Annotated in this window: 24 protein-coding genes; 18 read left to right on the top strand and 6 right to left on the bottom strand. The window is 68.7% G+C overall.

Going from position 1 to position 25,107, the window contains the following annotated elements; all coding sequences use genetic code 11:
- The first annotated feature begins 83 nt into the window (after positions 1–83).
- The 7 genes from tsaE (at position 84) to E3T37_RS08390 (ending at position 4,779) form a co-directional block, all read left to right on the top strand.
- Positions 84–608 carry a tRNA (adenosine(37)-N6)-threonylcarbamoyltransferase complex ATPase subunit type 1 TsaE gene (gene tsaE / locus E3T37_RS08420; protein ID WP_134366352.1) on the top strand — a complete coding sequence of 175 codons (525 nt, stop codon included), beginning with the start codon at positions 84–86 and terminating at the stop codon, positions 606–608.
- A gap of 144 nt (positions 609–752) precedes the next feature.
- Entirely contained in the window at positions 753–1,385 is a 633-nt protein-coding gene (tsaB, locus tag E3T37_RS08415) for a tRNA (adenosine(37)-N6)-threonylcarbamoyltransferase complex dimerization subunit type 1 TsaB (RefSeq protein ID WP_134366351.1), read from the top strand.
- A 1-nt stretch (position 1,386) separates the two neighbouring features.
- The gene (gene rimI, locus E3T37_RS08410) at positions 1,387–1,929 is read left to right on the top strand and encodes a ribosomal protein S18-alanine N-acetyltransferase (protein WP_134366350.1); all 543 of its coding nucleotides are present in this window, start codon (positions 1,387–1,389) and stop codon (positions 1,927–1,929) included.
- A complete protein-coding gene (tsaD, locus tag E3T37_RS08405; RefSeq protein ID WP_134366349.1) occupies positions 1,926–2,993 on the top strand; it encodes a tRNA (adenosine(37)-N6)-threonylcarbamoyltransferase complex transferase subunit TsaD in 1,068 nt (355 codons plus the stop codon). The genes rimI and tsaD overlap by 4 nt, the downstream gene beginning before the upstream one ends.
- A 159-nt stretch (positions 2,994–3,152) precedes the next feature.
- Positions 3,153–3,548: a DUF4190 domain-containing protein gene (locus E3T37_RS08400; protein ID WP_198417495.1), complete on the top strand. Its 396-nt coding sequence runs from the start codon at positions 3,153–3,155 to the stop codon at positions 3,546–3,548.
- Between the two features lie 93 nt (positions 3,549–3,641).
- Positions 3,642–4,280 (top strand): DUF4190 domain-containing protein, encoded by a 639-nt coding sequence (locus E3T37_RS08395; RefSeq protein WP_134366348.1) that lies wholly within the window; start codon positions 3,642–3,644, stop codon positions 4,278–4,280.
- Between the two features lie 85 nt (positions 4,281–4,365).
- A complete protein-coding gene (locus E3T37_RS08390; protein ID WP_134366347.1) occupies positions 4,366–4,779 on the top strand; it encodes a hypothetical protein in 414 nt (137 codons plus the stop codon).
- Here E3T37_RS08390 and E3T37_RS08385 read toward each other — a convergent pair.
- A complete protein-coding gene (locus E3T37_RS08385; protein ID WP_134366346.1) occupies positions 4,772–5,971 on the bottom strand; it encodes a methyltransferase domain-containing protein in 1,200 nt (399 codons plus the stop codon). The two genes, E3T37_RS08390 and E3T37_RS08385, sit on opposite strands and share 8 nt — an antisense overlap.
- Before the next feature lie 128 nt (positions 5,972–6,099).
- Here E3T37_RS08385 and groES point away from each other — a divergent pair, with 128 nt between their 5' ends.
- The 3 genes from groES (at position 6,100) to E3T37_RS08370 (ending at position 8,920) form a co-directional block, all read left to right on the top strand.
- On the top strand, positions 6,100–6,396 hold the full coding sequence (groES, locus tag E3T37_RS08380) for a co-chaperone GroES (protein ID WP_066597535.1): 297 nt from the start codon (positions 6,100–6,102) through the stop codon (positions 6,394–6,396).
- A 74-nt stretch (positions 6,397–6,470) separates the two neighbouring features.
- Complete coding sequence (gene rarD, locus E3T37_RS08375) at positions 6,471–7,427, top strand: EamA family transporter RarD (RefSeq protein WP_241975876.1); 957 nt, start codon at positions 6,471–6,473, stop codon at positions 7,425–7,427.
- A gap of 197 nt (positions 7,428–7,624) precedes the next feature.
- Complete coding sequence (locus E3T37_RS08370) at positions 7,625–8,920, top strand: ABC transporter substrate-binding protein (protein WP_134366345.1); 1,296 nt, start codon at positions 7,625–7,627, stop codon at positions 8,918–8,920.
- Positions 8,921–9,727: 807 nt separating this feature from the next.
- On the opposite strand, the gene E3T37_RS08365 is transcribed toward E3T37_RS08370, so the two are convergent.
- From E3T37_RS08365 to E3T37_RS08350, 4 genes are read right to left on the bottom strand one after another with little or no spacing between them, the layout of a single operon-like run.
- Positions 9,728–10,498: an ABC transporter ATP-binding protein gene (locus tag E3T37_RS08365; RefSeq protein WP_134366344.1), complete on the bottom strand. Its 771-nt coding sequence runs from the start codon at positions 10,496–10,498 to the stop codon at positions 9,728–9,730.
- On the bottom strand, positions 10,495–11,409 hold the full coding sequence (locus tag E3T37_RS08360) for an ABC transporter ATP-binding protein (RefSeq protein ID WP_134366343.1): 915 nt from the start codon (positions 11,407–11,409) through the stop codon (positions 10,495–10,497). The genes E3T37_RS08365 and E3T37_RS08360 overlap by 4 nt, the downstream gene beginning before the upstream one ends.
- A complete protein-coding gene (locus E3T37_RS08355; protein WP_134366354.1) occupies positions 11,399–12,379 on the bottom strand; it encodes a branched-chain amino acid ABC transporter permease in 981 nt (326 codons plus the stop codon). Before E3T37_RS08355 ends, E3T37_RS08360 begins: the two co-directional genes overlap by 11 nt.
- 14 nt (positions 12,380–12,393) lie before the next feature.
- On the bottom strand, positions 12,394–13,671 hold the full coding sequence (locus E3T37_RS08350; RefSeq protein ID WP_134366342.1) for a branched-chain amino acid ABC transporter permease: 1,278 nt from the start codon (positions 13,669–13,671) through the stop codon (positions 12,394–12,396).
- A gap of 279 nt (positions 13,672–13,950) precedes the next feature.
- Here E3T37_RS08350 and guaB point away from each other — a divergent pair, with 279 nt between their 5' ends.
- Complete coding sequence (gene guaB / locus E3T37_RS08345) at positions 13,951–15,453, top strand: IMP dehydrogenase (protein ID WP_134366341.1); 1,503 nt, start codon at positions 13,951–13,953, stop codon at positions 15,451–15,453.
- A gap of 116 nt (positions 15,454–15,569) precedes the next feature.
- Here guaB and E3T37_RS08340 read toward each other — a convergent pair whose 3' ends face one another.
- The gene (locus tag E3T37_RS08340; protein ID WP_134366340.1) at positions 15,570–16,712 is read right to left on the bottom strand and encodes a MalY/PatB family protein; all 1,143 of its coding nucleotides are present in this window, start codon (positions 16,710–16,712) and stop codon (positions 15,570–15,572) included.
- 98 nt (positions 16,713–16,810) lie between these two features.
- Here E3T37_RS08340 and E3T37_RS08335 point away from each other — a divergent pair, with 98 nt between their 5' ends.
- The 7 genes from E3T37_RS08335 (at position 16,811) to guaA (ending at position 24,820) form a co-directional block, all read left to right on the top strand.
- The gene (locus tag E3T37_RS08335) at positions 16,811–17,929 is read left to right on the top strand and encodes a GuaB3 family IMP dehydrogenase-related protein (protein WP_134366339.1); all 1,119 of its coding nucleotides are present in this window, start codon (positions 16,811–16,813) and stop codon (positions 17,927–17,929) included.
- Between the two features lie 76 nt (positions 17,930–18,005).
- On the top strand, positions 18,006–19,736 hold the full coding sequence (locus E3T37_RS08330; RefSeq protein WP_166787183.1) for a glycerol-3-phosphate dehydrogenase/oxidase: 1,731 nt from the start codon (positions 18,006–18,008) through the stop codon (positions 19,734–19,736).
- Between the two features lie 265 nt (positions 19,737–20,001).
- The gene (locus E3T37_RS08325) at positions 20,002–20,529 is read left to right on the top strand and encodes a cation:proton antiporter regulatory subunit (RefSeq protein WP_134366338.1); all 528 of its coding nucleotides are present in this window, start codon (positions 20,002–20,004) and stop codon (positions 20,527–20,529) included.
- 3 nt (positions 20,530–20,532) lie between these two features.
- Positions 20,533–21,990: a cation:proton antiporter gene (locus tag E3T37_RS08320; protein ID WP_134366337.1), complete on the top strand. Its 1,458-nt coding sequence runs from the start codon at positions 20,533–20,535 to the stop codon at positions 21,988–21,990.
- The gene (locus tag E3T37_RS08315; protein WP_134366336.1) at positions 21,987–22,760 is read left to right on the top strand and encodes an SURF1 family protein; all 774 of its coding nucleotides are present in this window, start codon (positions 21,987–21,989) and stop codon (positions 22,758–22,760) included. Before E3T37_RS08320 ends, E3T37_RS08315 begins: the two co-directional genes overlap by 4 nt.
- A gap of 9 nt (positions 22,761–22,769) precedes the next feature.
- The gene (locus tag E3T37_RS08310; RefSeq protein WP_134366335.1) at positions 22,770–23,234 is read left to right on the top strand and encodes a DUF3817 domain-containing protein; all 465 of its coding nucleotides are present in this window, start codon (positions 22,770–22,772) and stop codon (positions 23,232–23,234) included.
- Positions 23,231–24,820 carry a glutamine-hydrolyzing GMP synthase gene (gene guaA, locus E3T37_RS08305; RefSeq protein WP_134366334.1) on the top strand — a complete coding sequence of 530 codons (1,590 nt, stop codon included), beginning with the start codon at positions 23,231–23,233 and terminating at the stop codon, positions 24,818–24,820. The genes E3T37_RS08310 and guaA overlap by 4 nt, the downstream gene beginning before the upstream one ends.
- Positions 24,821–25,107 lie beyond the last annotated feature (287 nt).

Below are 25,107 nucleotides of genomic sequence, written 5' to 3'. Positions count from 1 at the left end.
GCCGCCGGCCGCCACGCAGCCCGCCACGCCGCCGGCCGCCACGCCGCGCGCCGCCGACCGTGCCGCACGCTGAGGGTCCCGACATGCGCAGAACAATCCCGGACGCCGACAGCATGCACGATTTCGGTGCCGAGGTCGCCGCGCTGCTCCGCGCCGGCGACCTGGTCGTGCTGACCGGGCCGCTCGGGGCAGGCAAGACCACGTTCACCCGCGGCCTCGGCGAGGGACTGCACGTGCGCGGCTCGGTCACCAGCCCCACCTTCGTGCTGGCCCGCACCCATCCGAGCACGGTCGGCGGGCCGCCGTTGGTGCACGTCGACGCCTACCGGCTGTCCAGCGCCGTCGAACTCGACGACCTCGACATCGACTTCGCGCATTCCATCGTGGTGGTCGAGTGGGGCCGCGGCATGCTCGACGGCATCACCGAGTCCTGGCTGGACATCGAGATCGAACGGCCGGTCGGCGCCTCGCAGGCCCCGGCATCCGTCACCGGCGACCCCGCCGAGGTGCTCGACCTCGACGAGCCCCGCACGGTCACCCTCACGCCCCACGGCCCCCGCTGGGCTCCCAACGAATTCGACGGAGATTCTGCTCTAAAAAGCCTCTAAGCGGCACAACTCGGCCCAAAACCCCAAAATCTCCGTCGAATTCGCTCGGGCGGGCGTGAGCAGGCAGGGCAGGCAGAGCAGGGCAGGGCGGGCGCGGGGGCGGGCGGTGAGATGGCGGGGAGGCGCAGCGAATAGGCTGGGGAGGTGCTTCTCGCCATCGATACCTCCGCCGGCACGAGCGTCGCCCTCGTCGACCTCGACCGCGGCGTCATCGCCCACCACGAAACCGGCGACACCATGCGCCACGCCGAGGTGATCGGCCGGCTCATCGCCGCCTGCCTGTCCGAGGCCGATCTGCCGGTCGCCGCCCTCTCCGGAGTGGTCGGCGGAATGGGCCCGGGCCCGTTTACCGGGCTGCGCGTCGGCATCGCCGCCGCCCGCGTATTCGCCCTGGGGGCGGGGGTGCCGTTCGTACCCGTCGTCAGCCACGACGCCGTCGCCTTCGGTCGGTACCGCGACGGCCATATCGGCGGGCTCGTCGTCGTCACGGATGCGCGCCGCCGCGAGGTCAACTGGTCGGTGTACAGCGGGGCGGATGCCGCGGGCCTGCCGATCCGCGTCGCCGGGCCGGGTGTGGCCAAACCCGCCGTGCTGCTGGAGGACGACTGGGACCACGCCGGGGTGCCCCGCCACGACGCGGCCACCGTCTCCGCGGCGGACCTGGGCCTGGTGGCCGAACTGATGTGGGCGCACGGGCATCCGTTCGCCGGTGACGAAGCGATCTACCTGCGCTCTCCCGACGTCACCTTGTCCAACGGCCCGAAACGGGTGAGCTGAGATGACCTGGCAGCTGCGCCGTGCCGGCGCCGCCGCTGTGGACGCGATCATGGCGCTCGAGAGCCGGATCTTCGCGACCGACGCCTGGTCCGCCGAGGCGATGGCGCGCGACGTCGCCGACCCGAACTGCTACTACCTGGTCGCCTTCCCACCCGACTCGCCCGACCGGATCGAGGCCTACGCCGGCCTGCTGGCCCCTCGCGGCGCCCGGGAAGGCGACGTCCAGACCATCGCGGTCACCGAGCACGCCCGCGGCCACGGGCTCGGCCGCACCCTGATGCTCAGCCTGATCGCGGAGGCACGGAAGCGGGGCGTCCGCGAGGTCTTCCTCGAGGTGCGCGCCGACAACCCCTCCGCCCAGGAGCTGTACCGGCGGCTCGGTTTCGAGGAAATCGGAGTGCGCCGCGGCTACTACCAGCCAGACAACGTCGACGCGATCGTAATGCGACTCGACGTGCCTCTGCCCGTCTCGTCCCTGACACCGGAGCCCCTGACACCGGAGCCCCTGACGTCGGAAACCCTCGCGCCGGAGGCCGCCGAATGAACCGCTCCAATCCGCTCGTCCTCGGCATCGAGACCTCGTGCGACGAGACCGGGATCGGGATCGTGCGCGGCACCACCCTGCTCTCGAGCACGATCGCGTCATCGATGGACGAGCACGCCCGCTACGGCGGAGTCGTGCCGGAGGTGGCCGCGCGCGCGCACCTCGAGGAGCTCGTGCCCGCGATCCGGGCGGCAACGCTGGAGGCCGGCATCCGCCTGGACGAGATCGACGCCGTGGCCGTCACCAGCGGCCCCGGGCTGGCCGGAGCGCTCATGGTCGGGGTCGCCGCCGCCAAGGCCCTCGCCCTGTCGCTCGGCAAGCCGATCTACGCGGTCAACCACCTTGTCGGCCACGTCGGGGCGGACGTGCTCCGGATGGGGGCCACCGACACCGCCGTACCCCTCGAATACCCGACCATCGCGCTCCTCGTCTCCGGCGGGCACACCTCTCTGCTGCTGGTGCGCGACCTGGTCTCCGACGTCGAACTCCTCGGCGAGACCATCGACGATGCCGCCGGCGAGGCGTTCGACAAGGTGGCGCGGGTGCTCGGCCTGCCCTACCCCGGCGGGCCCCAGATCGACCGGGCGGCGCTGGAGGGCGACCCTTCCGCCATCCGTTTCCCCCGTGGTCTGAGTCAGACCAAGGACATGGCCAAACACCGCTACGATTTCTCCTTCTCCGGGCTCAAGACCTCGGTCGCCCGCTGGGTCGAACAGAAGCGCGACGCGGGCGAAACCGTGCCCGTCGCAGACGTCGCGGCCAGTTTCCGGGAGGCGGTCGTGGACATCCTGCTCACCAAAGCCGTCGCGGCCTGCGTCGACCTCGAGGTGCCGCGGCTCCTGCTCGGCGGCGGGGTGATCGCGAACGCCCGGCTGCGTCTGATGGCCGAGCAACGCACGGATGCCGCCGGAATCGCCCTGCGCATCCCGCCGTTGTCGCTCTGCACCGACAACGGCGCCATGATCGCCGCGCTCGGCGCCCAACTGATCATGGCCGGGCACGAGCCCTCGTCAATGGAGTTCGGCGCGGATTCGACCCTTCCGGTCTCGGAGATCCAGGTCTAAGTCCCGGCCAGAGCGGTGTTTACGCTCCGACCGGGTATTCTGGCTTGCACGGGCGCCGTTCGTCTGGTCCGTTGACACCCCATCTGGCGGGGTGCCACTATGGCACCGCCAGATGTTCACTTGCCCAGATGTTCAGTTCTGTCCAGAAGGAGCTTCGCCATGACCGACCCCAACCTGACGCCGGGTACCCCGCCGATGTTCCAGCCGCCCGCGGCCCCCGCGAACCCGGCGCCCGGCACGCCCCAGGTTCAGGCTGCACCGGCCTACGGGCAGAACGCGGCGTACCCGCAGCCGTACGCTGCGCAGGGCTCGTCCGAGAAGTACAACGTGCTGGCGATCATCTCGCTGGTGACCGCGGTGCTCTCGATTTCTCTGGCCGCCATCATCACCGGCCACATCGCCCTGAGCCAGATCGGCAAGACCGGCGAGAAGGGCCGCGGCCTCGCGATTGCCGGCCTGATCATCGGTTACGCGAGCCTGGTTCTCTCGGTCATCATCGGGGGGCTGCTCGTCCTCGCGATCGCCAGCGACCCGACCATCCTCAACAACATGTGAACGAAAACCGGAATCTCGACACCAGGATTCCGGCACAGCTGACGCACTGGAACCCGATCACGGCAGACGCCGTGCGGAAAGGAAGCAACTCAGATGAGTGATTCGAATACCCCCGGCCCCGGCGTCCCGCAGGTCCCCGACGTCCCCCAGGTGCCGGACGTGCCCCAGGTCCCCGACATTCCCCAGTCCGCGGATGTGCCGCCCGCCGCCCAGCCCGTGCGGCCGGCCCAGCCCGTGCCGTCCACCGCCCAGCCCGTGCCGCCGTTCTCCGGCGGCCAGACGCCCCCACCCGGGTACGGACCCCCGACGCCGCCCCCGGCCGGGCCGACCCCGGCTCCGACCCCGCCGTCGGCCGGACCGACCCAGCCACCCGCCTACTACGGCGCTCCGACGACCCCGCCTCCCGCCTACGGCGCCCCGTCCTCGGATCCCTACGGGGGCGCGCCGGCGGCCAAGCAGCCGATTTTCAGCATCCTCTCGCTCGTGGCCGGCGTGATCGGAATCCTCGGGTTCCCGATCGTCTTCATCCCGATCGCGGGCGGCATCCTCGGGCTGTTCGTTCCGGCCGCGGCCGTCGTGCTGGGGTTCCTCGGCCGGTCGAAGGAACCGCAGGCCCGGGGCTTCTGGCTGACCGGCATCATCACCGGGTTCGTCGGCGTCGCCCTGGCGTTGGCGAGTATCCTGATCTGGGCCGTTATCTTCGCCAGCATGCCCAACAGCTACTCGTACTGAGTTTCACCGCGGGTGCCTGACCGGCGCACCGTTCGGGCGCACGGATGCGGCGGCGCCCGTTTACAGCATGTCGGAGGCAGCAGGAATGGTTGGGGAGTACCGGGACCCGTCGGACGACGTCGACGACTTCCGGCTCGACCTCACCCGACCGCCGGCTTCGGTCGAGGGCGAACTGGACTATGAGTCGACGGTGACGGCTCCCACCGAGTGGGTGCCGTATGTCTACACGGACACCGAGCTGCGTGCCCACGCCGAGCGTCACGGCCTGTCCGTCGCCGCGCTCGTCTTCGGCCTGCTGGGACTGCTGGTCGCCATCTTCGGCGTCTGGGGTGCCGCCCTGTCGCTGGCCGCGATCGTCCTGGCGATCATGGCCCGCGCCACGGAGCACCGGTCGGGCGCGCTCTGGGTCTACGGCCTGGTCACCGGTCTCGCGGGCCTGCTCATCGCCGCCGGGTGGGTGCTGGTCATCACCCTCGTGCTGATGTCCGCCGTCAGCTGAGCGCCGACACCCGCTCGACCAGCAGGGCCACCCGGTGTCCGGCGGCCCGCGTCAGGACGAGCGTTCCTGACTCCGGCCCCTTCAGCCGCAGCCGGGTGCGCAGGGTGGCCGGGTCCACGTCCACGCCGCGCTTCTTGATCTCCAGGGTGCCGATCCGGCGTTCCTGCAGCGCGAGGCGCAGCTTCTTCTCGTCGACCGGCAGGGTCTCGAGCACCCGGAACGCGGTGGCGAACGGCGTGCGCACCAGGCTGGCGGAGGTCAGGTAGGCGATGGACTCGCTCAGCATCAGCGCGTCCAGCGAGCGGGCCAGGTCGCCGATCAGGCGGGCACGGATGATCGCACCGTCCGGCTCATAGAGGTAGTCGCCCAGCACCCCCACCGGGGCGTCCTCGCTGTCGGCCGGGGCGTTCAGCTCATGGCTCCCGTCCCGACCCAGCAGCAGGGCGGACCGGCGGATCCCGGTGCGGGCCAGGCTGCCGAACCAGAGCGCCATCTCGACGAGCTTGCCGTCCACGGACACCCACTGCGCTTCAGCGTCGACCGGGATCTGCTCCCGGTCGTGCCCGGGGCCGAGCTTGACGCCGATGGGCATCCGTTCGCGGAGGCCGAAGACGAAGTCGAGGCTGGGGGAGTAGTCCTCCGGCCGGGTCAGGCGGGAGGTGTTGGTGTGCCCGGCCGTGCGGCGGGCGGGGTCCAGCCAGGCGGCGTCGAAACCGGTGAGGTCGACGCTCTCGGCGTCGGCGTTCAGCACGGTCGCGTTCTCGAACGGGGCCAGGTTGAAGCTGGCGACGGTGGCCGTCACCTCGTCGGCGTCGACCGCGGTCACCTCGAGGTCCATCGCCGCCAAGGCCATTGCGTCACCGCCGATCCCGCAGCCGAGGTCGACGACGCGGTTCAGCGAGGCGCCCGCGAAGCGGCCCGCGTGGAGGGCCGCGACGCGCAGCCGGGTGGCCTGTTCGAGGCCGGTCTCGGTGAACAGCATGCGGCCGGCGAACTCGCCGAACTTGGGCACGGCCCTGGCGCGCAGCCGGGACTGGCCCAGAACCGCGGCCACCAGCCCGGGGGCGTGGCCGGCCTTGCGCAGATCACTCACCACCCGCACCACGTTGGCGGCCGATTCGTACGGCGGCAGCGAGTCCAGCAGGCGCAAACCCTCCGGAGATAACAGCTCAACGAGCTCAGAGCGTTCCATCCCGCAAACCTATCAACTCGGCCGGGTCTGGCACTCACGTTGCGTGAGTGCCAGAAGCGCCCTAAACTCGACTTAGCACTCTCGCTGTGAGTCTGCTAACTAAGTCTTAGCTAAGAAAGAGGTCAACCGTGTCGGTCTCCATCAAGCCGCTCGAGGATCGCATCGTCATCAAGCAGGTCGACGCAGAGCAGACCACCGCTTCAGGTCTGGTCATTCCTGACACCGCCAAGGAAAAGCCCCAGGAGGGTGAAGTTGTCGCCGTCGGTCCCGGCCGGATCGACGACAACGGAAACCGCATCCCGCTCGACGTCGCCGTCGGCGACAAGGTGATCTACTCCAAGTACGGCGGAACCGAGGTCAAGTTCGGTGGTGAGGACCTCCTCGTCCTGTCGGCTCGCGACGTGCTCGCAGTCGTCGTTCGCTAGTCACACACACTGATCGATAGAATCCCGGATGGCCCTGGCCATCCGGGATTCTTCGTTTTGAGAGAGGCACGAACGTGCAGGACACGCCCCTTCCGCCTTCCCGGGGTGCCGCGCGCCCGGCGCGCTCGGAGCAGAGCACGGGCCTGATCTATGCGGTTCTGGCGTACACGCTCTGGGGCATGCTGCCCCTCTACTTCCTGTTGCTGGCACCGACCGGGGCCTTCGAGATCGTGCCCTGGCGGGTGCTGTTCTCCCTGGTCTTCTGCGCCCTGTTGATCACGGTCACCCGCAAGTGGCGGTCGTTCCTGGGCCTGCTGCGCAAACGCCGGATCGTCTTCACCATGGGGCTGGCCGGGCTCCTGATCTTCATCAACTGGCAGACCTACGTGTTCGCGGCGCTGAGCGGCCATGTGGTCGAGGCGGCGCTGGGCTACTTCATCAACCCGATCGTGACCGTGTTCCTGGGCGTGCTGCTGCTGCGGGAGAAGCTCCGTCTGCTGCAGTGGGTGGCCGTAGGCATCAGCCTCGGGGCGGTCGTCGTGCTCACCGTCGGGTACGGGGCGCTTCCGTGGGTGTCGCTCGTTCTCGCCTTCTCTTTCGGCTTCTACGGTCTGATCAAGAAGCGGGTCGGCCGGGACGTCGATGCCGTCGCCGGTCTCACGCTCGAAACCGTCTGGCTCGCGCCCCTGGCCGTGGTCCAGCTGATCGTGGTGGGCGCCGTCTCCGGCCTGACCATCGGCACGGTCTCGCCGTGGCACACCGTGCTGCTGCTCCTGGCCGGCGTCATCACGGCCGTTCCGTTGCTGTTCTTCGCCGCCGCGGCCCGTCGCCTGCCGCTGACCTACCTCGGCCTGATCCAGTATTTCGCACCGATCCTGCAGTTCCTCGTCGGCGTCTTCGTGCTGCACGAGCCCATGCCGCCCGAGCGGTGGGCCGGATTCGGCCTGGTCTGGCTGGCCCTGGTCGTGCTTACCGCCGACATGGTCCTGACCGGGCGGGCGCCCCGCCGTTCGTCGCTCGAGCCGGCCTGAGGCCGGATCCGTGCGGCGGCGACGCCTCACGCGCAACAGATCGCCGGTGCGAGCGTCATCGGCCGCCGATAACGATTTGGTCCGCGTTACACGGATGTAACACGGTTGCCTTGTTTCGTGCGTTCCCTGTCAATAATGTGACAGAACGGCAGTCATTCGACCGCCGGCATTTCTCATTCCTAGTCCCAAGGAGCAACATGAGCGTATTCGCGAAGGCCTCGGCCTCCCGCTCAGTCCGGGCCGTCGTCACTGGAGTCGCCATGGTCGGCGTCAGTGCACTTCTGCTCACCGGCTGCAGCAGCAATGCTGCTGAACCCGCTGCGTCGGAGTCGCCCGCGGCGAGCGGTGACGCCCAGACCATCAAAGCCGGTGACCGCAATCTCACCCTGAAGATCGGCACCGTCCTTCCTCAGAGTGGCGCCCTCGCCTTCCTGGGCCCGCCCGAAGAGGCCGGTGTCGCGCTGGCCGTCAAGGACATCAACGACGCCGACCTAGGCATGAAGATCGAGCCCGTCTACCGGGACTCGGGTGACACCACCACGGACACCGCGACCGTGTCGGTGACCGACCTTCTTTCCCAGGACGTCTCCGCCATCATCGGTGCGGCATCCTCGGGCGTCTCCAAGACCGTGATCGACCAGATCACCGGTGCCGGCGTCGTGCAGTTCTCGCCGGCCAACACCTCGGCCGACTTCACGAAGTACGCCGACAAGGACCTCTACTGGCGCACCGCCCCCTCCGACCTGCTGCAGGGCGAAGTCCTGGGCAACCAGATCGCCGAGGACGGCAACAGCACCCTGGGCCTGATCGTGCTGAACGACTCCTACGGCACCGGCCTGGCCGACTCCACCACCGCGGCGTTCGAAGCCGCCGGCGGCAAGGTCGTCGCCAAGTCGCTGTTCAACGAGGGTGACTCCAACTTCGCCGCTCAGATCTCCGAAGTGACCGCGGCCAACCCGGATGCGATCGCCCTGGTCACGTTCGACCAGGCCAAGGTCATCACCCCCGCGCTAGTCGGATCGGGCTTCCCGGGCGACAAGCTCTACTTCGTGGACGGCAACCTGGCCGACTACAGCAAGGACTTCGCTCCGGGGCTCGTCGCCGGCTCGAAGGGAACCCTGCCCGGCCTGGACGTCGGAACGCTCGGTGACTTCACCGACCGTCTGAAGGCGGTCGACCCGACCCTGACCGACTTCAGCTACGCGGCCGAGTCCTACGACGCCGTCATGCTCGTCGCCCTCGCGGCGTACGCGGCCAACGACGTCAAGGGTACGACCATCTCCAAGTACCTGCGCCAGGTTTCCGGCGGAACCGGCGACGGCACCAAGGTCACCGACTTCAAGGCGGCGGCCAAGGCCCTCGCCGCCGGCGACCAGGTCAACTACGACGGCTTCTCCGGGCCGGTCACGTTCGACGAGTACGGCGACCCGACCGAGGCCACCATCGGTGTCTACGAGTACGCAGCGGACAACACCTACGCACGCATCAACTAGTCACGAACCAGTCACCGACTGATTAGTGATCAGGAAGGGCCCCGACTCCGGTCGGGGCCCTTCTTCGTGCCCGGTCGTCGTGCCCGGGACTCCGGGCGCCATGCTCGGGCGGGGCGGGGCGCCGGCGGTGCGTGGCGGCACGGTCCGGCCCCCGGTGACGCCGTCTCCGGCCACGGATGTCGCGGCGCACGCTCTGCACGCCGGCGCAGGTTAGAACCTGCGCCCCGGGCCACATCGTGCGCCACGAGCCACGAGCCACGAGCCACGAGCCACGAGCCACGAGCCACCGGCTCACGAGCCCGACAGCCACGGCGCGCATCCGTTGTTTGGGCACCTCCGGCGAGTTCGCCACTTCCGATCGAGTTCGACTCGCGCACGTGACGAAGTCGACCGGAAGTGTCGAGCTCGAGCGGCGATGACGCGCCCCCGGACCCGACGGCCGCGAGTCCGCTTCTGTGCACCCGGACCCCGGCCACGGTGTCGGCCGGCCCCGTCCCGGTGAGGCCGTATCCGGCCACGGATGTCGCGGCGCACGCTGTGCACGCCGGCGCAGGTTAGAACCTGCGCCCCGGGCCACATCGTGCGCCGTGCGCCGTGCGCCGTGCGCCGTGCGCCGTGCGCCGTGCGCCGTGCGCCGTGCGCCGTGCGCCGCGAGCCGCGACGGCGCACCGGTACAACGACGGGTAACGCACGGGCACCCAGGAGCCGCCCACGGGCACGCAGGAGCCGCGCACCGGGCACACAGAAGCGGCGCCCGAGGATCTCTCGGGCGCCGCTTCTGTGTGCGGGTGGTGCGGGTGTGCCGGGTCAGTCGTCCTGGCCCAGGGTGCCCAGGTACAGGCCGATCACCTTGGGGTCGTTCAGCAGCTCGCGGCCGGTGCCTGTGTACGCGTCGCGGCCCTGGTCGAGCACGTAGCCGCGGTCGCAGATCTGCAGGCAGCGGCGCGCGTTCTGCTCCACCATGATCGTGGTCACGCCGGCCTTGTTGATCTCCTTGACCCGCAGGAACGCCTCGTCCTGGCGCACGGGGGACAGGCCGGCGCTGGGCTCGTCGAGCAGCAGCACGTGCGGGCCCATCATCAGGGCCCGCGACATCGCCACCATCTGGCGTTCGCCGCCCGAGAGCGAACCCGCCCGCTGCTGCAGCCGCTTCTTCAGCTCCGGGAAGATCTCGGTGACGAACTCGAGCCGCTCGTGCAGGCCCTTCGGCTTCAGGAACATCCCCATCTCCAGGTTCTCCTGGATGCTGAGGGTCGGGAAGACGTTGTTCGTCTGCGGGACGAAGCCGACGCCCTTGGCCACGAGCTTGTTCGCCTTCAGGTTGGTGATGTTCTCACCGCGCAGCAGGATCTCGCCCTCGCGCACCTTGACCTGGCCGAAGATCGACTTGAGCAGCGTCGACTTGCCGGCGCCGTTCGGGCCGATGATGCCGATCAGTTCACCGTCGTAGGCGGTCAGCGAACACGCGTTCAGGATGTTCACGCCCGGCAGGTAGCCGGCCGTGACCGTTTTGACCTCGACGACGGGTTCCCCGGTGGGGACGTAGACCGGCGGGGCGGTCGGGCTGGAGTTCGTCAATCGAGCAGCTCCTTAATGGCTTCGACATGTTCGGTTTCGGCCGCAGGATCCTCGCCGAGGTCTTCGTCGTGGTGCTGGCCCAGGTAGGCGTCGATCACGGCGGGGTTGCGCATGACCTCGTGCGGGTCGCCCTCTGCGACGACCTTGCCCTCGGCCATGACGATGACCCAGTCCGCGATGTGGCGCACCATGTGCATGTCGTGTTCGACGAACAGAACGGTCATGCCCTGCGTCTTCAGGTTCAGGATGTGGTCCAGCAGCGACTGGGTCAGCGCCGGGTTCACCCCGGCCATCGGCTCGTCGAGCATCACCAGGGTCGGTTCGCTCATCAGGGCCCGCGCCATTTCGAGTAGCTTGCGCTGCCCGCCGGACAGGCTCGCGGCGTAGTCGTCCTTCTTGGTGTCCAGTTTGAAGCGCTCGAGGATGTCGATGGCGCGCGCCCGGTTGTCTTCTTCCTGCTTGCGCCAGAAGAAGGGGAAGATCGCCCGGAACAGGTTCTCCCCGGTCTGGCCCTTCGCGCCCAGCAGCATGTTGTCCATCACGGTCAGCAGGCCCAGCGCCTTCGTGAGCTGGAACGTGCGCACCTGGCCCATCCTGGCCACCTTGAACGCCGGCATGCCGGAGAGGGACCGACCCTCGAAGGTCCAGGAACCGGTGTCGGGCTTGTCGAAGCCGGTGAGCAGGTTGAAGAGGGTGGTCTTGCCGGCGCCGTTGGGCCCGATGAGCGCCGTGATGGCACCGCGGGGGATCTCCACATGGTCGACGTCGACGGCTTTGAGGCCGCCGAAGGTGCGGCTCACGCCATCCGCCACCAGGATCGGGTCTCTCTTCTTGCAGCCGGGTGCGGCCTCGCCGATGTGCAGATCCGTGGACTTGATCGGCTTGTTGCTCGGAACGGTGTTATTTGACAAAGGCCAACTCCTTCTTGTTTCCGAAGATGCCCTGCGGTCTGAATATGACGATGAGCATGATTGCGACGCCGACGAGGATGAACCGCAGCTGGCCGGCCTGGATGCTGGTCATGAACGGCAGCCAGCCCGCCTCCACCGCTCGGGCGATGAAGCCGGAGAAGAAAGAGAGCAACACCCAGAAGATCATCGAGCCGATGACCGGGCCGAGAATCGTCGACGCGCCGCCGAGCAGGAGGATCGCGTAGATGAAGAACGTCAGCGAGGTCTGGTAGTTCGAGGGCACCACGGCTCGGGGGAGCACGAAGATCATGCCCGCGATCGTGCCGAACACGCCACCGAGAATCAGGGACTGCATCTTGTAGGAGTAGACGTTCTTGCCGAGGGCGCGCACGGCATCCTCGTCTTCACGGATGCCCTTGATCACGCGACCCCACGGGCTGCGCATGATCTGCCAGGTTAACAGGCAGGCGAGGACCACGATCGTCCAGGCCACGATGCGCAGCCACCAGTCGTAGGCGTTGTACTCGAACGGCCCGAAGCCGTACGTGCCCTCCGGGATCGGGTTGAGTGAGCTGAAGCCGCCCTTGTACCCGCTCAGCCCGTTCGCCGAGCCGGTGAGCGGCTCGAAGGTGTTCGTCGTGAACAGAAGCCGCACGATCTCGGCCGCGGCGATCGTCACGATCGCCAGGTAGTCCGCCCGCAGACGGAGGGTCGGAATGCCCAGGATCAGGGCGAAGACCACGGATGCGCCGACCCCCACCAGCACGGCACCCCAGACAGGGAAGCCAAAGCTGAGGGTGGAGATGGCGAAGCCGTAGGCGCCGAGGGCCATGAAGCCGGCCTGGCCGAAGTTCAGGAGGCCGGTGTAGCCGAAGTGGATCGCCAGCCCGAGCGCCGCGAGGGCGTAGGCGGCGGTGGTCGGGCTGATCAGCTCGACGGCTGCGTTGCTAAAGATTGCTCCCCAGTCGATCATCGGATGCCCTTCTAGCCAATTCTCTCTTTGCGACCCAGGATGCCTTGCGGCCGAAGCAGCAGCACCAGGATCAACACGACAAGTGCGCCGACGTATTTAAGGTCGGAGGGAAGCCACAGCGTCGACAGTTCGACGAACAGGCCGACGATGATCGAACCGATCAGGGCACCGAAGGCGGTGCCGAGACCGCCGAGGGTGGTCGCCGCGAAGACGAGCAGCAGGATCTGGAAGCCCATGTCCCAGCTGACGCCCGGCCGGAAGTAGGCCCACAGGATGCCGCTGAGCCCGGCGAGACCGCCGCCGACCACCCAGACGATCCGGATGACGCCGTCGACGTCGATCCCGCTGGCCGAGGCCAGGCTGGGGTTGTCGGAGACGGCGCGGGTCGCCTTGCCGATGCGGGTGCGCAGCAGGAAGAAGGAGACCGCCAGCAGCACCACGATGCTGATGCCCATGCTGGCGAGGTCGATCACGGAGAGCCGGATCGGACCGAGCTTCATGTCGGCCAGTCCGGAGCCCGGCAGCTGGCTCGTGCCGCCGCCGACGAAGAACTGGAAGACGTAGCGCAGGGCGAGGGAGAGGCCGATGCTCACGATCATGAGCGGGATCAGGCCGACGCCCTTGCGCCGCAGCGGTTTCCAGATCACCGCGTCGAGACTCCAGCCGAGCCCGGCGCTGAGCAGGATGGCGATGATGATCGCCGCCCAGACCGGCACGTGCAGGGTGACGGAGAAGAGCAGCGTCATCAGGGCGCCGAAGGTGATCATCTCGGCGTGGGCGAAGTTGCTCAGGCCCGTGGTGCCGAAGATCAACGACAGCCCGATCGCCGCCAGGGCGAGGAGAAGGCCGAAGTTGAGCCCGTTCACGAATCGGTTCACGAACTGGTCGAAGAAGCTCACCGTGGAGCGCTTGCCCTCGCCGAGGAAGAAGTTGACCGATTTGACCTTGGTCAGGCCGAACTCCGCCTTGATGACGCTGCCGCCCTTGGCGACGATGACGCCCTTGGGCAGGGTGTCCTCGTCCAGCGCCACGGAGTAGGTGGCCTTCTCGGGCACGCCCACCTTCCATTTGCCGTCGACGCCCGTCTTCACGGATGCCTCGTAGCCGGAGCCCTTGACGGTGATCAGCACGCCGTCGAGCGGTTTCTGGTTGAACTGGACGTTGCCGGCGAGCACGTAGTCGTACTTGTCCGTTCCGACCTCGTCGGCGTGAGCCGGCGCGGCGGAGAGCGTGGCGAACGTGGACATCGTCAAGGCTGCGAAGAGCAGACCGAGAAAGATCACCAGCATTCTGGGTGAGAATCTGCGAACAGCTTCAGTGGAATTCACTGCACCTCCATGGCGGCACCGTTGGGTTTGTGACCGAGCGTGCCCCGGGTCTCACCTGCCAACATCTTTGTTGACAGTAAATGAAGAATATGTCGCCGATGTTACGACGTGGGTCAACACTCCCTAGATCTTCGTACGCGGAATGCGGGGAGCGCAATGTCGCTTAACATTGATGAACCGGTTGGGTCCCTCGGATTCCCGGATTTTTTCCTATCTTTCCGCGTATGAAAAAGGGGTTACATGGATCAGCCAGATCCGTTCGGTTTCACCGGGCTCACCTACGACGACGTGCTGCTTCTGCCGGGGCACACCGACGTCATTCCCAGTGAAGCCGAGACTATGTCTCGGCTGACGCGTCGGATCAGCGTGGCCACACCGCTGCTTTCCAGCGCGATGGACACCGTCACGGAGACCCGGATGGCCATCGCCATGGCCCGCGAAGGCGGCCTCGGCGTGCTGCACCGCAACCTGTCCATTTCGGACCAGGCCGAGCAGGTGGACCTCGTCAAACGCAGCGAATCCGGCATGATTACCAATCCGGTAACAACTTCGCCCGACGCCACCGTGGCCGAGGTCGACGCCCTGTGCGGGCAGTACCGCATCAGCGGCCTCCCGGTCGTCGACTCCGACGGCGTGCTCGTCGGAATCATCACCAACCGGGACATGCGCTTCGTCTCCAGCACGAAGAAGCACACCACGCTCGTGCGCGAGGTGATGACGAAGGCGCCGCTGATCACCGGCAAGGTCGGCATGGCGCCGATGGACGCCGTCGCCATCTTCGCCACCCACAAGATCGAGAAGCTTCCCCTCGTCGACGACGCCGGCCGGCTCACGGGCCTGATCACCGTCAAGGACTTCGACAAGAGCGAGGAATACCCCTTCGCGACGAAGGACGACGCGGGTCGCCTGCGCGTCGGCGCAGCCATCGGCTTCTTCGGTGACGCCTGGCAGCGAGCCACCGCGCTGCTCGACGCGGGCGTGGACGTGCTCGTCGTCGACACCGCCAACGGCGACAGCGCCGGCGTGCTCGACATCATCCGCCGTTTGAAGACCGACCCGGCCTTCGCCGCGGTCGACGTCATCGGCGGCAACGTGGCGACCCGCTCCGGCGCCCAGGCGCTCATCGACGCCGGTGCGGACGCGATCAAGGTCGGGGTCGGCCCCGGCTCCATCTGCACCACCCGCATCGTCGCCGGCGTCGGCGTTCCGCAGATCACCGCCGTCTACCAGGCGTCGCTCGCGGCCCGGGAGACCGGCATCCCGGTCATCGCCGACGGCGGGTTGCAGTACTCCGGCGACATCGCGAAGGCCCTCGTGGCCGGAGCGGACACCGTCATGCTCGGTTCCCTCCTCGCCGGCTGTGACGAGAGCCCCGGCGAGCTCGTCTTCGTCAACGGCAAGCAGTTCAAGACGTACCGCGGCATGGGTTCGCTGGGCGCGCTGCAGAGCCGCGGCACGAAGACCTCCTACTCCAAGGACCGCTACTTCCAGTCGGATGTCCCCTCCGACGACAAGCTCATCCCGGAAGGCATCGAGGGCCAGGTGCCGTACCGCGGCCCCGTGTCCGCCGTGGCCTACCAGCTCATCGGCGGCCTGCGCCAGTCCATGTTCTACGTGGGCGCTCGCACGATCGACGAGCTCAAGCAGAAGGGCAAGTTCGTGCGGATCACCGCCGCCGGGCTGAAGGAGTCGCACCCGCACGACGTGCAGATCGTGGTCGAGGCACCCAACTACCGCCGCTGACCTTCCTCGCCGAGCCGTGAGTTTCGCCCCCGTTTCTTGAATTTTTGGGGGCGTTGCTCACTGTTCGGCGGGTCTCGGCAGGCTCGAGCACCGGCGCGCCTGGGGCTCGGGATCGGTCAGACGGATGCGGCGAGGCGGGAGACCGCTTCGCCGAGAACCTCGGGAGAACAACCGAAATTGAGGCGCGCGTAGCCCAGGCCCGGCAGGCCGAACTTCGGGCCGGGGCTCAGCGCCACCCGGCCCCGCTCGAGCGCCACCAGGGCGGGGTCGTCGCCCCAGCCCAGGCTCCGCAGGTCCAGCCAGGCCAGGTAGCCCGCTCCCGGCTGCCGGTAGCCCACGCCCGGAAGTTGCGCGTCGAGCAGACCGGCCAGCAGCAGCCGGTTGGCCTGCAGCGCGGTGATCACCCCGCCCAGCCACGGCTCACCGTGCTGCCAGGCGGCGATGCCCGCGATCAGCCCGAACTGGCTCGTGCGCCAGCCGACTTCCACCGGCAGGGCGGAGACGAGTCCGCGCATCCGTTCTGAGCCGGTCACGATCACCGCGCACTTGAGCCCGGCCAGATTCCAGGCCTTGCTCGCGCTGGTCACGCAGATGCCGTGCTCCGCCGCCTCCGCCGACACGCACAGGTAGGGGGTGAAGACGGCGTCGCCGTAGGTGAGGGGGGCGTGCACCTCGTCGCTGATCACCGTGACGCCGTAGCGCGCGGCCAGTTCGGCCAGCGCCACGAGGTCCTCCACCGTGTGCGGATGCCCGACCGGGTTGTGCGGGTTGCAGAGCAGGACGCACCGCGCCCCGTCGATGAACGCCCGTTCCAGCCCGTCCAGGTCGAGGTTCCAGCCGGCCTGCCCCGAGAGGAGCGGCACGGCGACCACCCGCCCGCCGGCCTCGGGGACCAGGTCGAAGAACGGCGGGTAGACCGGGGGAGTGATCACGACCGCGTCGCCCGGCCGGATCCGGAGCCGCAGGGTCTCGACGATCGCGACGCTGACATCCGTGGTGCTGGTCACCTGCTCCGGGTCCACCCGCCAGCCCCAGCGGCGGCCGGCGAACCCGGAGAAGGCCGCACCGAGTCCGTTGGCCGGGGCGATGTAGCCGGTGTCGCTGCGCCGCACCGCCGCCACCAGGGCGTCCTGGATCGGCTCGGCGAGAGGGAAGTCCATTTCAGCGACGAACAGCGGCAGCACGTCCGGGGGGTAACTGCGCCATTTCATGCTCGTGCGTTCGCGGAGAAAGGACAACGGATCGGCGGCGACATCCATGACGTCAGGATGCCCCAACTCCCGTTCGGCGTCGAGGTCGCGTGCCCCGCCTGCCCGGCGTTCGCCCCGAGGCAGTCGGCGGCACCTAAACTGGGAACATGGAAATCGAGATCGGCCGTTCCAAGCGCGCTCGCCGCGTGTATGCCTTCGACGACATCGCGATTGTGCCCAGTCGGCGCACCCGCGACCCGGAGGACGTGTCGGTCAGCTGGACCATCGACGCGTACCAGTTCGCGATCCCGTTCCTCGCGGCGCCGATGGACTCCGTGGTGTCGCCGAAGACGGCCATCATGATGGGCCAGCTCGGCGGCGTCGGCGTGCTCGACCTCGAGGGCCTCTGGACCCGCTACGACGACCCGGAACCCCTCCTCGCCGAGATCCGAGAACTGCCCGCCGACCTGGCCACCGCGCGCATGCAGCAGATGTACTCCGAGCCGATCAAGCCGAGCCTGGTCACCGAGCGTCTCGCCGAGATCCGCGCGGCCGGCGTGACCGTGGCCGGCGCCCTGTCGCCGCAGCGCACCCAGGAGCTGTACGAGACCGTCGTCGCAGCCGGCGTCGACCTGTTCGTGATCCGCGGCACCACGGTTTCCGCCGAGCACGTGTCGCAGAACCAGGAACCCCTCAACCTCAAGAAGTTCATCTACGAGCTCGACGTGCCCGTGATCGTGGGCGGCGCGGCCACCTACACCGCTGCCCTGCACCTCATGCGCACCGGCGCGGCCGGGGTGCTCGTCGGCTTCGGCGGCGGTGCGGCCTCGACCACCCGCGCCTCTCTCGGCATCCACGCCCCGATGGCCACGGCCGTCGCCGACGTGGCCGGCGCCCGCCGGGACTACATGGACGAGTCCGGCGGACGCTACGTGCACGTCATCGCAGACGGAGGCCTCAACACCTCCGGCGACATCGTCAAGGCCATCGCCTGCGGCGCGGACGCCGTCATGCTCGGCACCGCACTGGCCCGGGCGACGGATGCCCCCGGCGGCGGTTTCCACTGGGGCGCCGAGGTGCACCACTCGCAGCTGCCCCGCGGCAAGCGCGTCGAGGTGGGCGCCCTCGCCCCGCTCGAGACCATCCTCTACGGCCCCACCCCGATCGCCGACGGCACCGCGAACCTCGTCGGCGCGCTGCGCCGTTCGATGGCCACGACCGGCTACTCCGACCTGAAGGAATTCCAGCGGGTCGAGGTCGTCGTCGCGCCGTACCGCGGGAACTAGGCACCGGTAGTTGTCGCGCCGTACCGAGTGAACTAGCGTCAGGGTAAGCACCACACCATTCGATGGGAGTGAGCACATGGCAACAGGCAACTCGGTGTCCCGGTCCAGGAAACTGGGCCCGGACGAGCGCGCGGCGGCACTGGAGCGGCTGAAGGGGAAAGAGCTCGACATCCTCGTCGTCGGCGGTGGCATCGTCGGTTCCGGTGCGGCCCTGGACGCCGTGACCCGGGGCCTGAGCGTCGGCATCCTTGAGGCCAGGGACTGGGCGTCGGGCACGTCGAGCCGGTCGTCGAAGCTGGTGCACGGCGGCATCCGTTACCTGGAACAGCTGGACTTCAGGCTGGTGCGGGAGGCCCTGATCGAGCGCGGCCTTCTGCTGCAGCGCATCGCGCCGCACCTGGTGAAGCCGGTGCGCTTCCTCTACCCGCTCACGACCCGGTTCAAGGAACGCTTCTACGTGGGCGCCGGCATGCTGCTCTACGACCTGTTCTCCTACACCGGCGGGCGTCCGCCCGGGGTGCCGCATCACCGCCACCTGTCCAAGCGGCAGGTGCGGGGACTCGTGCCCAGCCTCCGGGACGACGCGATGCACGGCGGCATCGCGTACTACGACGCCCAGGTCGACGACGCGCTCTACGTGGCCTCGCTCGTGCGCACGGCATCGTTCTACGGCGCGCACGCGGCCAGCCGGGTGCGCGTCGAGGGGTTCATCAAGGTCGGCGAGCGGGTGGTGGGCGTGCACGCGCACGACCTGCAGACCGGCGAGCGGTTCGAGGTGCGGGCCAAGCAGGTCGTGAACGCGACCGGGGTCTGGACCGACGACACCCAGCGCATGGTCGGCGAACGCGGCACGTTCAAGGTTCGGGCCTCGAAGGGCATCCACCTGGTCGTGCCCCGGGACCGGTTCCAATCGGCGATGGGCATGCTGCTGCGCACCGAGAAGAGCGTGCTGTTCGTGATCCCCTGGGGCCGGCACTGGCTGATCGGCACGACCGACACCGACTGGCACCTGGACAAGGCGCACCCGGCGGCCACGGCCGCGGACATCGACTACCTGCTCGAAACCGTCAACACGGTGATGCGGGTGCCGCTGACCAGGGAAGACGTCGAGGGGGTCTACGCGGGACTCCGGCCCCTGCTGGCCGGGGAATCGGAGAGCACGTCGAAGCTGTCCAGGGAGCACCTCGTCGGCCATTCCGTGCCGGGACTGGTCGTGATCGCGGGCGGCAAGTGGACCACCTACCGGGTGATGGCGAAGGATGCGATCGACGCGGCCGTCGCTGCCCTCGACGGCCGGATTCCGGCATCGACCACGCACGACATCCCGCTGCTCGGGGCCGAGGGTTACCAGGCCGCGTGGAACAAGCGCAGCCGGATCGCCAGGGCCTTCGGCCTGCACACGGTGCGGATCGAGCACCTGCTGAACCGCTACGGCACCCTGACCGACGAACTGCTCGACCTCATCCGCGAGACACCGTCGCTGGCCGACCCGCTGCCGGGGGCCGACGACTACATCGAGGCGGAGGTCGTCTATGCGGCCTCGCACCTGGGCGCCCTGCACCTCGAGGACGTGCTCGCCCGGCGCACCCGCATCTCGATCGAGGCCTGGGATCGCGGCGTGTCCGCGGCTCCCGTGGCGGCCCGCCTGCTCGCCGGGGTGCTCGGCTGGGACGAGGCCCGGGAACAGCGCGAAGTGGGCCACTACCTCAAGCGGGTCGCGGCCGAACGGGCGTCGCAGAAGCAGCCGGACGACGAGTCCGCCGACCGGGTGCGCCTCGAGGCCCCCGACATCGTCGCCACGAAGTAGGCCAGGGCCAGCGGATGCGGCGCGCTCGCCGCATCCGCTGGTCGTTCCCGCGTCGTTCCCGCCAGCCCGCCCGCGCCTGAACCAATTCGACGGAGATTTTGCCGATTTCGGGCCGGAATGCGCCCCACGGCGCTTTTTAGAGCAAGAGCTCCGTCGAATTGGTTAGGGCAGAGCGGTGCGGGGCGGGGCGGCCGGCGTCCGGCGAGCGTGGGAGTGCACTCCGGTAGACTGGCCCGACTGCCCTCAAGTCTCAGGAGTCGTAACCATGGTTGACGTTAGGCGGGTCAAACTTCCCGGCGTGGGAGTGCTCCACACCTTCATCACGGATGACGGCGGCAAGGTCGGCGTGATCGCCCACCGCTCGGGGCACAGCGACCTCATCACGTTCGCGGACGACGAGGGCGGGCCCGACGCCGCCAAGGTGTCCCTGCGCCTGAACGAGGACGAGGCGCACACCCTGGCCGAGTTGCTCGGCGGCACCCAGATCACCGAGTCGCTCACCGCGCTCGACCAGATCCCCGGCCTCAGCATCGACTGGTTCACCGTCGACTACGAAGACCACATCGCCGGCCAGACGCTGGGGAACCCGGCCGACCGCGGCATCGCGGGCCTCACCGTGGTCGCCGTCGTGCGGGGGGAGTCCGCCAACCCGGCGCCCGCCCACGACTTCCGGGTGTTCCCCGGCGACACGCTCGTCGTCGCCGGCTCGCCGGAGAAGGTCGCGAAGGCTTTCGCGTTCTTCCGCACCGGCGAGGTCAGGGCCAAGACCGTCGATGCGCCGCCCGGGGGCTAACCGATGAACCTCGGCGAAGACCTCATCACTCTTGGCATCCTGCTCGTCGTCGCGTACGTTCTGGGCCGCGCCGGAAAACTGATCGGGCTGCCGTCCATCCCGATCTACATGATCGTGGGGCTCCTGGCGAGCCCGAACAGCGGCTGGTTCCCGCTCAACTTCCACTCGGCGGATATCGAACTGATCGCCATTTTCGGCCTGATCCTGCTCCTGTTCAGCCTGGGACTCGAATTCGACCAGGAGGCATTCTTCGGCGACGCCGGAAAACTCCTGATCTCCGGCGGATCCTACGTGCTGATCAACATGGGCGTCGGCTTCGGGTTCGGCCTCATGGTCGGCTGGGGCACCCGGGAGGCCCTCGTCATCGCGGGGATGACCGGCACCAGCTCGAGCGCCATCATCACCAAGCTGCTGATCGAACTGCGCCGGCTGGCGAACAAGGAAACGCCGATGATCCTCGGCGTCACCGTCGTCGGGGATATCTTCATCGCGATCTACCTGGCGATCGTCTCCGTCGTGCTCAGCGGCAAGACCGAGATCTGGCCGATCGTGCTGCAGCTGAGCATCGCGTTCCTCTTCCTCGTCGTCATGTTCTCCGTCGCCCGCTGGGGGGCGAAGGTGGTGTCCCGGCTGATGCGTACCAAGGACGACGAGCTGTTCACCATCCTTTTCTTCGGGCTCGCCGTGCTCTTCGCCGGGATCGGGGAAATCATCGGGGTGACGGATGCGATCGGCGCCTTCCTGATCGGGGTGGTGCTCGGCGCGAGCACCTACCGCGGCCGGATCGAGCGCGTGGCGGTTCCGCTGCGTGACGTGTTCGGGGCCTTCTTCTTCCTCAACTTCGGCCTCGCCCTCAACGTGGCCGAATTCGGATCGGTCATCACCATCGTGCTGCTCGCCGTCGCGATGACCTTCGTGTTGAGCCTGGTATCCGGGATGCTGATGGCCAGGCTGCACGGCATGGGTGCCCGGGAGGGCCTGAATACCGCGGCGATCTTCGTGAATCGCGGCGAATTCACGCTGATCCTCGCGACCCTCTCGGTCAGCGCTGGCCTCGACCAGCGCCTGCAGCCGTTCGCCGGTCTGTACGTGCTCACCATGGCCATCCTCGGGCCGCTGTTCGCCGCGAACTCGGAGAAGATCGGGGCCGCCCTCCGGCGCCGCAGGAACGCGGTTCCGGTGCCCAGGCGCCCCGTCGACGCGATGCTGGCCGAGGAAATCGCGCTGGTCGAAGCCGTCACCGCCGACACCGGCGCCACGCCCGGCCCAGAGACCCAGCGGGCCGCCGAGCGGGTCGCCGCCCGCGCCCGTCCGGGCTCGGAGCCCGGCGCGCAAGACGAACCGAGCGCCTCCGACTCCATGCTCGATTTCGTCACCGACCGTTTCACCAGCGACGCCGGCCCGGCCGAGAAGCCGCCGCGCGACTCCGGTCGCGGCGCCGGAACAGGGGACTACTCATGACCAAGACCATGCTCCGCCCACGCTGGATCCTCGCCCTGCTCCTGGCTCTGCTGGTCGCGGCGGCCTTCGCTCTCCTCGGCCGGTGGCAGCTCGAGCGCGCCATCGCCTCCGGCGAGGTCGTGGAGCGCACCACCGAGACCGTGCAGCCTCTCGCCGAGGCCGTGCCGCCGGACGGCCCGCCGCGCGAGGCGGCCACGGGCCAGCTGGTCACCGTGGACGGGTCGTTCCTGCCCGGCGACGAGCAACTGATCAGCGACCGCTTCAACGGCGGCGCCAGCGGATTCTGGGTGGTCAGCCGATTCATCACGGCGGACGACGCCGCGAACATCGCCGTGGCGCGCGGCTGGGCGCCGACCGAGCGGGCGGCCGCCGCGGCCATCGACGAGTTCGCCGCCGCGCCGGCCGGTCAGGCGCAGACGTTGACCGGGCGGTTCGTGCCCTCCGAGGCCCCCGTCGTGCCTGACGAGACGCGCGACCCGCACACCCAGACCACCGTCTCGACCGCCGCCCTGATCAACGAGTGGAGGGATTTCACCGACCAGTCCGTCTACGCCGGGTACATCGTCGACACGGATGCCGCCGCCGGCCTGGCCAGGATCGACTCGCCCGCGCCGGTGAGCGATGCCTCCATCAACTGGCTCAACATCTTCTACGCCCTCGAGTGGGCCGTCTTCGCCGGTTTCGCCGTGTTCCTCTGGTACCGGCTCGCGCGCGATGCCTGGGAGCGCGAGCAGGAGCAGGCCGCCATCGCCGCGGCGGAGGCCGTCTAGAATTGGCGCATGCCTCTTGAACCAAAGCCCGCCGACATCCCGAAAATCTCCGGTGCGCTCCGGCTCTACCGGGTGTCCTCGATCATCACCGGTGTTTTCCTGCTGTTGCTCTGCGTCGAAGTCTTCCTGAAGTTCGTCCTTCAGCTGGAGCTCGAGGTGAATGGTCCGAACGGATTCCTCGCCCTCGTGGACCGGGGTACGGTGACCGCGTTCAACCTGAGCACGGGCATCCTGATCGTGCACGGCTGGCTGTACGTGCTGTACCTGTTCAGCGACTTCCAGCTGTGGAGCCTGATGCGCTGGTCGTTCCCGCGCTTCCTGCTGATCGCGCTCGGCGGCATCATCCCGACCCTGTCGTTCTTCCTCGAGGTGCGCGTCGACCGTGAGGTCACCGCCTTCCTGGCGAGCCGTGAGGCCGCCGGCACCGGCACCGGCACCGGTGCCGCCGCCGCGACCGAGCAGGCCCGTTCATGAGCGCCGTGGCCGCCCAGACCGGAGCCCGCCCCGTCCTGGTGGTGGACTTCGGCGCCCAGTACGCGCAGCTGATCGCCCGCCGGGTGCGGGAGGCATCCGTGTATTCAGAGATCGTCGCGCACTCGATCACCGCGGCCGAGGTCGCCGAGAAGAACCCGCTCGGCATCGTGCTCAGCGGCGGACCCTCGAGCGTCTACGCCGAGGGTGCCCCCACCTTCGACCCCGCCATCTTCGACCTGGGCATCCCGATCCTGGGCATCTGCTACGGCTTCCAGGTGATGGCGACGACCCTCGGCGGCGAGGTCGCCCGCACCGGACAGAGCGAGTACGGCGCGACCCCGGTCAGCGTCACCGACAGCAGCAACGCGCTGCTGGCCGGGCAGCCGGCCGAGCAGACCGCGTGGATGAGCCACGGCGACTCCGTGTCGAAGGCCCCCGCCGGCTTCTCGGTGCTCGCCTCCACCGCGTCGACCCCGGTCGCCGCCTTCGCGAATGACGAGCGCCGGCTCTACGGCGTGCAGTGGCACCCCGAGGTCAAGCACTCCGAGTTCGGCCAGAACGTGCTCGAGAACTTCCTGCACCGCGCCGCCGGCATCCCCGGCGACTGGAACAGCGGCAACGTGATCGCCGAACAGGTGGCCCGCATCCAGGCCCAGGTCGGCACCGGCAAGGTCATCTGCGGGCTCTCCGGCGGCGTGGACTCCGCCGTGGCCGCCGCCCTCGTGCACAAGGCCATCGGTGACCAGCTCGTCTGCGTGTTCGTGGACCACGGCCTGCTGCGGCAGGACGAACGCCGCCAGGTCGAGGAAGACTACGTCAAGGCCACCGGCGTGCGCCTGGTCACCGTCGACGTGCGGGAGCAGTTCCTGACCGCGCTCGAGGGCGTCAGCGACCCGGAGACCAAGCGCAAGATCATCGGCCGCGAGTTCATCCGCACCTTCGAGCAGGCCCAGGCCGAGCTGATCCGGGAAGCGGCCGAAACGGATGGCGACCCGATCCGCTTCCTCGTTCAGGGCACCCTCTACCCGGACGTCGTCGAGTCCGGCGGCGGCAGTGGCACGGCCAACATCAAGAGCCACCACAACGTGGGCGGCCTGCCGGAGGACCTGCAGTTCGAGCTGATCGAACCGCTGCGCACGCTGTTCAAGGACGAGGTGCGAGCGATCGGCGCCGAGCTGGGACTGCCGGCCGAGATCGTGCAGCGCCAGCCGTTCCCCGGACCCGGCCTGGGCATCCGGATCGTGGGTGCGATCACCCAGGACCGGCTCGACCTGCTGCGCCACGCGGATGCGATCGTGCGCGCCGAGCTGACGGCCGCGGGCCTCGACCGTGAGATCTGGCAGTGCCCGGTGGTGCTGCTCGCCGACGTGCGCTCCGTCGGGGTGCAGGGCGACGGACGCACCTACGGTCACCCGATCGTGCTGCGCCCAGTGTCGTCGGAGGACGCGATGACGGCCGACTGGACCCGCCTGCCGTACGACCTGCTGGCGCGGATCTCCAACCGGATCACGAACGAGGTGTCGGGAGTCAACCGCGTCGTGCTCGACGTCACGTCCAAGCCGCCGGGGACCATCGAATGGGAGTAGGGGCGGCTGCCTGAACTTCCCGCCGTCAAGAAAACACCCTCGTGCTTGTGAACGAGGGTGTTTTTTTGCCTCGCGCGCGAGTGTTCCCGTTCCGGTCGAGAGTGACCGGCGCAGCGGGCACTCTCGACCGGAGCGGGAACTGTCAGAGCGGGAACTGTCAGAGCGGGAACTGTCAGAGCGGGAACTGTCAGAGCGGGGGAGAGCAGAGCGGGGGAGAGCAGAGCGGGGGAGAGCAGAGCGGGGGAGAGCAGAGCGGGGGAGAGCAGAGCGGGGGAGAGCAGAGCGGG

Origin of the sequence: Cryobacterium sp. TMT2-10 (assembly GCF_004403075.1) — a bacterium.
GTDB classification, from domain to species: domain Bacteria; phylum Actinomycetota; class Actinomycetes; order Actinomycetales; family Microbacteriaceae; genus Cryobacterium; species Cryobacterium shii.
Note: the sequence above shows the minus strand (reverse complement) of the source record. Positions and strands in the feature narration are given on the sequence as shown.